General features: G+C 71.4%; 6 protein-coding genes and 1 pseudogene. 2 read left to right on the forward strand and 5 right to left on the reverse strand.

Annotated elements, in window-relative coordinates; genetic code table 11:
* Window positions 1–106: 106 nt before the first annotated feature.
* On the reverse strand, window positions 107–466 hold the full coding sequence (locus A5702_RS22275; RefSeq protein ID WP_082459704.1) for a hypothetical protein: 360 nt from the start codon (window positions 464–466) through the stop codon (window positions 107–109).
* A 158-nt stretch (window positions 467–624) separates the two neighbouring features.
* Here A5702_RS22275 and rbpA point away from each other — a divergent pair, with 158 nt between their 5' ends.
* Window positions 625–960 (forward strand): RNA polymerase-binding protein RbpA, encoded by a 336-nt coding sequence (gene rbpA, locus A5702_RS22280; RefSeq protein WP_007170328.1) that lies wholly within the window; start codon window positions 625–627, stop codon window positions 958–960.
* 10 nt (window positions 961–970) lie between these two features.
* Here rbpA and lnt read toward each other — a convergent pair.
* From lnt to A5702_RS22300, 3 genes and pseudogenes are all read right to left on the reverse strand, one after another.
* Window positions 971–3612, reverse strand: a pseudogene (gene lnt, locus A5702_RS22290) (apolipoprotein N-acyltransferase).
* A 163-nt stretch (window positions 3613–3775) separates the two neighbouring features.
* Entirely contained in the window at window positions 3776–5308 is a 1533-nt protein-coding gene (locus tag A5702_RS22295) for an amidohydrolase (protein WP_068223829.1), read from the reverse strand.
* Between the two features lie 98 nt (window positions 5309–5406).
* Window positions 5407–5943 carry an FxsA family protein gene (locus tag A5702_RS22300; RefSeq protein ID WP_068223823.1) on the reverse strand — a complete coding sequence of 179 codons (537 nt, stop codon included), beginning with the start codon at window positions 5941–5943 and terminating at the stop codon, window positions 5407–5409.
* A 73-nt stretch (window positions 5944–6016) separates the two neighbouring features.
* Here A5702_RS22300 and A5702_RS22305 point away from each other — a divergent pair, with 73 nt between their 5' ends.
* Entirely contained in the window at window positions 6017–6721 is a 705-nt protein-coding gene (locus A5702_RS22305; RefSeq protein ID WP_068223826.1) for a dienelactone hydrolase family protein, read from the forward strand.
* Window positions 6722–6726: 5 nt separating this feature from the next.
* Here the strand turns inward: A5702_RS22305 and A5702_RS22310 are convergent, their stop codons facing one another.
* Complete coding sequence (locus A5702_RS22310; RefSeq protein WP_231965142.1) at window positions 6727–7089, reverse strand: hypothetical protein; 363 nt, start codon at window positions 7087–7089, stop codon at window positions 6727–6729.
* Window positions 7090–7163: the final 74 nt, after the last annotated feature.

Raw genomic sequence — 7163 nt, forward strand, 5'->3', positions numbered from 1 at the left:
CCCGCGGGTCTCGTGGCCTGCCCGGACCCGAGTGCACCGCGGTACAACTGACGCGCCGTCCATGGCGCGACTGTACCCGGCTGAGCATCGCTGGTGGTCAGAGCGGTCAGACACCCGCCCGGCGCCAGCCGTCGGCGGCCCGGGCGGCGCTGATCAGCACGTCGCACAATTCTCGCAGTTCGGTCGCCGGGGCCCCCTCTTCCAGGGCGGTGGCGACGTCTTCCGCGGCGCACCGCACCTGGTAGACCCGGTCCGACAGGTCGGCTGCGTCGTCGGCCGACAGCACGATCGCGTCGGCGGGCAGCGCCAGGCCGGCTCCGCCGCCGCCCCGGGTCAGCGAGGCGCGCTGTTCGTATGCCCGCTGCCGGCACGACTGCCGGCAGTACTGGCGGCGCCGTCCCATCCCGGCGTCGGACACGTCTCGACCGCACCAGCGGCACGGCTGCGGGTGGGTGCGACGGCTCACGCCTGCCGACTTTATCGGGATTGCGCGGCGATCCCGGTATCATTGAAGGCCGCGTCGCGTACGCCGGCGGCCCATCGCGGGAACTACGCGGAGCGCCGCAACGTTTGCCGAACGGACATACTTGCCCGACAGCTCAGAGGACCCAGAGGAGTAGCAACATGGCTGATCGCGTTCTTAGGGGCAGTCGCCTCGGAGCCGTGAGCTACGAGACCGACCGCAACCACGACCTCGCGCCGCGCCAGATCGCGCGGTACCGCACCGAGAACGGCGAGGAGTTCGAGGTCCCCTTCGCCGACGACGCCGAGATCCCCGGCACCTGGCTGTGCCGCAACGGCATGGAAGGCACCCTGATCGAGGGCGACCTGCCCGAGCCGAAGAAGGTGAAGCCACCGCGCACGCACTGGGACATGTTGCTCGAGCGTCGCAGCGTCGAAGAACTCGAAGAGCTGCTCAAGGAGCGGCTCGAAATCATCCGCACCCGCCGCCGGGGCTGAGCCCGGCCGCTTAGGTGCGGTTGTCGGCGCGCTGGCTGCCGGCGCGGGTCCTGCGGCCTTCGATGCCCCAGCGGGTCACCTTGACCAGCGCCTCGCGGATGTTGGAGCCGCTCATCTTGGAGACGCCAAGCTCGCGTTCGGTGAAGGTGATGGGCACCTCGGCGATGACGAACCCGCCGCAGACGGTGCGCCAGGTCAGGTCTATCTGGAAGCAGTAGCCCTTGGAATCGACCGCATCGAGCCCGATCGCCTCGAGGACCTCGCGGCGGTAGGCGCGGTAACCGGCGGTGATGTCATGCACACCGATACCCAGCGCGAGCCGCGCATAGGTGTTGGCCGTCCACGACAGCGCCCAGCGCCGCCACGGCCAATTTCGCACCGCCCCGCCCTCCACGTAGCGGGAACCGATGGCCAGATCGGCTCCGGCGTCGACGGCGTCCAGCAGCAGGTGCAGCTGCTCGGGGGCGTGGCTGCCGTCGGCGTCCATTTCGACCAGCACCGAGTAGTCGCGGCTCAGCCCCCAGGCGAAGCCCGCCAGGTAGGCGGCACCCAGCCCGTCCTTAGCGGTGCGGTGCATCACGTGGGTGCGACCGGCATCGGCGGCCGCCAGTTTCTCGGCGAGCTCGCCCGTGCCGTCGGGGCTGCTGTCGTCGACGATGAGCAGGTGCACGTGGGGGCAGGCGTCCTTCAGCCGCCGGTGGATCACCGGCAGGTTCTCCCGCTCGTTGTAGGTGGGGATGATCACCAGGACGCGTTCGCTGGGACGGCTCCCCGGGACCCGGGGCGCCGGCTGGCCGGTGGTCATGTAGCTCCTCTGTGTCGGCCGGAATGGCGCGACGGTCGTCGGCCGCCCTCGTGGGGCGGAGTGTAGTCACCGTCGGTGTCCGGCGGCGTCTGGTCCCCGCCCTCCTCGGGCGGACTGGCTGAGTCGGCCTCGTCGGGCGGGCTGTCGCCCGCGGGCGCACCGCCGTTCGGGGATTCGTCCGGGGCCTCGGACCTCTGACGAATGGGACGCGGGAACCATCTATTGTGCCGTATCCCGGCCAGGATGGCCGCTCCGGCCGCCGCGACCAGGAGCCACTGCAGCAGCGGGCCCCACCGCGTCGCCGGCGTCAGTTTGGTCTTCAGCCGCACCTGGATGTCCAGGTAGTCGGGCTGGAAGAAGTCCGTGCGCACCAGTTCGGCGCCGTCCGGCGCGATCACCGCGCTGATGCCCGTGGTGCCGGCGACCACCACGTATCGGTCGTGCTCGACCGCGCGCACCTTGGCGAATCCCAGCTGCTGTTCGCTCATCGTCTTGTTGAAGGTGGCGTTGTTGCTCGGCACGGCCAGCAACTGGGCACCGTTGAGCACCGCCTTGCGCGGGACCCGGTCGAAGATCACTTCCCAGCAGGTGGCGACCCCGACCGGCACCCCGGCGATGTGCACGACGTCGCTGCCCGGCCGGGGCACCATGTTCCCGGCGCGGTTGGCATAGCCGGAGAGATGCCGAAACAGCCAGGGCATCGGCAGGTATTCGCCGAACGGTTGCACGATCTCCTTGTCGTGCCGGTCCGCGGGGCCGGTTGACGGGTTCCACACGATCATCGTGTTGGTGTATTGCGGGTTGTCCGGCGGGCTGCCGGGCAGTTCGGACACGGTGCCGATGAGTATCGGGGCGCCGATCGCGGTCGCGGCCTGCGATATCTCCAGCGCGGCGTCGACATTGGCCAGCGGATCGATGTCCGAGGAGTCTTCCGGCCAGATGACGAATTGCGGTTGCGGCGCCTGCCCGGAGCGCACGTCCTCCGCCAGCCGCAGCGTCTCGTGGACGTGGTTGTCGAGCACCGCCCGGCGTTGCGCGTTGAAGTCGAGGCCCAGCCGCGGCACGTTGCCCTGCACCGCCGCGACGGTGACCGAGGGCTCGCCGCCTGACCCGGTGCCGGCGTGCCGCACCTGCGGCCAGACGATGACCGACGCGAACAACACGAGGCATATGCAGACGCCCGGCAGGACCACCGCCGGCGGTGCCGCATCGGCGTTCGGCGGTTGGTCGCCGCTTCGCGCCCGACGGCCGGCGTGCCACCACTTCACGATCTCGATTGCGATGGCGGTCGCGCTGAAGCCGATCAGCACGATCGCCAGGGAGAGCAGCGCGGCGCCGCCGAGCTTCGCCAGCGGCAGGAAGGGGCCCTGCGCCTGGCCGAATGCCACCACGCCCCAGGGGAAGCCGCCAAACGGCAGGGTGGATTTCAGCCACTCCTGGGCGGTCCACACCAGGGCGAACCAGACGGGCCAGCCCGGCAACCCGCGCACCAGCACGGCGCACAGCCCGAACAGGGCGGGGAACAGCGCGCATGTCATCGCCAACACCGCCCAGGGCACGGCGCCGACGAGGGTGCTGATCCAGGGCAGCAGCGGCAGATAGAAGGCCAGCCCGAACAAGAACCCGTAGCCCAGACCGCCCGCCGGCGTGGTCGCGGGGTGTTTGAGCACCCAGGCCAGCAGCGCGGACGCGACGACCGCGGCCCACCACCAGTTCAGGGAGGGGAAGCTGGTGAACAGCAGCACACCGCCCGCGGTGGCGCACCCCAGCCGGGCCAGCCGCGGCCGCATGGCGGCCCGGACGGCGGGCAGCCGCGCGAGCACCGCCGCGCCCAGCCGGCCCGGCATGGCCTGCAGACGGGCCGCGGTCGGCCGGGCTCCGGCGTCGGAGGTGTCGGTTTCGGGCCCGGGCTCGACGGCGGCGGGCTCGTCATCGCGTTCCGATTCCGCTTCGTCGCTGATCGGGTCGCTATCGCGAGTTGCGCCGAGATCGTCCACGGGGTCGTCGTCCCTAGCCATGGATGACAGCGCCCCGATGCACGGTCCGCCGGCACCGCGGCAAGGCGTCGGTCGGGCCCAGGCGGGGCAGGGCCGGCACCCGGGCGCGCGGGTCGGTCGACCAGCGCTGAACGGCGTCGCGGGGCGCGTGGACGTCCAGGGCCCCGGCGTCCCAGACGGCGTAGGAGGCCGGCGCGCCGGGCACCAGGGTCCCGGTCTTGCCGTCGTGCACCCCGGCGGCCCGCCAGCCGCCGCGGGTCGCGGCGGCGAAGGCGGCCCGCGCGGACACCGCGCTGCCGGGGGTGTGATGGTTGACCGCCGCGCGCACGCTCGCCCACGGGTCGAGGCCCGTTACCGGTGCGTCGGTACCTAGCGCGAGGGGCACGCCTTGGGATGCTAACAGCGCGAGCGGGTTGAGCTGACTGCCTCGCTCGGCGCCCAGACGGCGCGCGTACATGCCGTCGGCGCCGCCCCACAGCGCGTCGAAGTTGGGTTGCACGCTCGCGATGACGCCCCACTGCCCCAGCCGGTTGGCCTGCTCGGCGGTCACCATCTCGAGGTGCTCGAGGCGGTGCCCGCACCGGGCGACGGCCACCGACCCGAGCCGCGCGACTACCCGTTCGAAGGCCGCGACCACCGCCGTGACGGCGGCGTCGCCGATGACATGAAAGCCCGCGGTCACCCGCGCCTCGGTGCACGCCCGCACGTGCGCCTCGATGAGGTCGGGGTCGAGGTAGCAGGTGCCGCGCCGGTTCTCGGCGTCGGCGTACGGCTCGTGCAGCCAGGCGGTGCGCGACCCGAGTGCGCCGTCGACGAAGAGGTCGCCGGCCAGCCCGCGGGCGCCGGTCTCCTCGATGAGCGCGCGCGCCCGGGCGGGGGTGGTCACCGCCTCGCCCCAATAGCCGGTCACCTCGACGCCGTGCTCCAGCGCCTGCAGCTGCAGCCAGTCGTCCAGCCCGCCGATCTCGGGTCCGGCGCATTCGTGCACCGCGACGATGCCGGCTGCCGCGGCCGCCCGCAGGGCGGCCCCACGGGCCTCGGCCAGTTGCTCGGGCGCCAGCAGGCCGCGCGCGACGGCGCGGACCAGGTGATGGGCGTCGCCGCTGAGCGGACCGTCGGGGCTGAAGCCCGGCGCCGCCGGCAGGTCGGCGGCCAGCCGGCGCAGTCCGGTCGAGGCCAGCGCGGAGTGGACGTCCACCCTGGACAAATAGGCGGGCCGGTCCCCGAGGACGGCGTCCAGGTCGGCGGTCGCTGGCGCGGCGTTCTCCGGCCACGACGATTCGTCCCAGCCGTGTCCCCACACCGGCCGGCCGGGGTGGGCGGCCGCGTAGTCGGCGACCATCTGGATGCACTGCGCGCGCGAACCCGCCGTGCGCAGGTCCAGCCCGCTCAGCGTCAGGCCGGTGGCGGTCAGATGGATGTGGCTGTCGACGAAGCCGGGCGCCACGAAACCGCCGTCCAGGTCCTCGATGTCCGCCGCCGGGAACAGGCTGCGGCCGATGTCATCGCTGCCCAGCCACGCCACGACGCCGTCCCGCACCGCCATGGCGGTGGCGTCGGGATGGGTCGGGCTGTGCACCCGGCCGTTGACCAGCAGCGTGGTTGCAGTCACAGGGCAAAACTACGTGGGGCGGCGGGCGATGTTCAGTCCCAGCCGGGCCGTCCCGGGAATCCACCGCGCACCGGCTCGGTCGGCAGGGCGGGCGGTTTGAAATCCCGCACGTCCACCACCTCACCGTCGATGTAGTCGGCGCCCGCGGGGGCGCCGCCCTGGCGCGGGCCCGCGCCGAACAGCGTCGCGTCCGCGAGCAACGGCATCCGCCGCCGCAGCCCGCGCATCGCGACCGCCGCCAGCCCCGGGCCGACGGCCGAACGGACGGGCCGGACCAGCAGCAACAGCCCCAACGCCGTGGTGACCAGCCCGGGCACCAGCACCAGGAGTGCGGCCAGGGCGAAGAGCGCGCCGTCGCTCGCCGCGGTGCGGGGAGCGGCCAGGCCGGATCGCAGGTGAGCGATCTGGCGTAGGACGTGCGATCCCATCATCGGCACCATCAGGCCCCAGCCGAGCACGAAGGTGCCCAGCAACACCAGCACAGTCCAGCCCCATCCGATCGCCGAAGCCAGGGCGATGCTCGCCGCCAGCTCCGCGACGGCGTAGATGACAAACAGCCGTGACAGCATGTCTGGCCAACGTCCGCCGACCGCGTCGAAGTTCCCATGGTGATGTCCGGGTCGATTGCAGTTAGATGACGCTATGACCACGATTGAGATCGACACGCCCGAAGGACCGATCGACGCGCTGCTGGACCTGCCCTCGAGCCCGGGCCCGTGGCCCGGTGTCGTGGTGGTTCACGACGCGTTCGGATACGGCCGGGACAAAGAGTCGACGAACAAGCGCATCGCTGAGGCCGGCTATGTGTCGATCACCCCGAACATGTACGCGCGGGGCGGCCGGATCCGTTGCATCACCCGGGTGATGAAGGAGCTGCAGACGCAGCGCGGCCGCGCCCTCTCCGACATCCTGGCCGCCCGCGATCACCTGAAGGCCATGCCCGAATGTTCGGGTCAAATCGGCATCGCGGGTTTCTGCATGGGCGGCCAGTTCGCACTGGTGATGTCGCCCAAGGGGTTCGGCGCCTCCGCACCGTTCTATGGCGCTCCCCTGCCCCGCAACCTCGACAAGACGCTGGACGGGGCGTGCCCGATCGTGGCCAGCTTCGGCGCGAAGGACCCGCTGGGCCGAGGCGCGCCCGAGAAGCTGAACGAGGTCATCGCCAGAAAGAACATCACGGCCGACGTTAAGGTCTATCCCGGCGTCGGGCACAGCTTCGCCAACGATCTGCCCGCCCAATCACTGCTCAGGATCACCGGTTTCGGCTATGACGAGGCCGCCACCGAGGACGCCTGGCGCCGCGTTTTCGCGTTCTTCGGCGAACATTTGGCGAGCGCCTCAACCTAGTTGCGTCAGTTGAGCTTTCGCGACAAGGCAGCGGCAAAGGTGTGGGTGTCGCCGGGCCAGCGGGCCGACACGTAGCTGCCGTCGTCGACGACGAATGCGGGCCGCGAATCGGTTGCGGTGTCGCGCGCCATGCCCGAGGCCTTGCGCCGCCAGCCCGGTGAACCGCGCACCACGTCCCGGAAATCCGTTGGATCTGCAAGCGCGCGAGTCACTTCCGCCTGCACCGACATGTAGCCATTCGCCTGGCCGGGCTGCTCGGTGTAGGTGCGGTAGTAGTCCCGGTCCCAGAATCGGGTGACCCGCGTCAGTCGCCACGCCAGGCCCTCCATCGCCCACGTCAACGCCGTGGTCTTGCGGCCGTAGAGCACCGAGCAGCCCGGCCAGGCGAATGGCTACATGTCGGTGCAGGCGGAAGTGACTCGCGCGCTTGCAGATCCAACGG

This window comes from Mycobacterium sp. E3339, assembly GCF_001666915.1.
GTDB lineage: Bacteria > Actinomycetota > Actinomycetes > Mycobacteriales > Mycobacteriaceae > Mycobacterium.

Bases quoted from the DNA above. Each gene is read 5' to 3' on its own strand.
- A5702_RS22295 (WP_068223829.1), bottom strand. From the start codon at position 5,308: ATGGCGGTGCGGGACGGCGTCGTGGCGTGGCTGGGCAGCGATGACATC.
- rbpA (WP_007170328.1), top strand. From the start codon at position 625: ATGGCTGATCGCGTTCTTAGGGGCAGTCGCCTCGGAGCCGTGAGCTAC.
- A5702_RS22300 (WP_068223823.1), bottom strand. From the start codon at position 5,943: ATGCTGTCACGGCTGTTTGTCATCTACGCCGTCGCGGAGCTGGCGGCG.
- A5702_RS22305 (WP_068223826.1), top strand. From the start codon at position 6,017: ATGACCACGATTGAGATCGACACGCCCGAAGGACCGATCGACGCGCTG.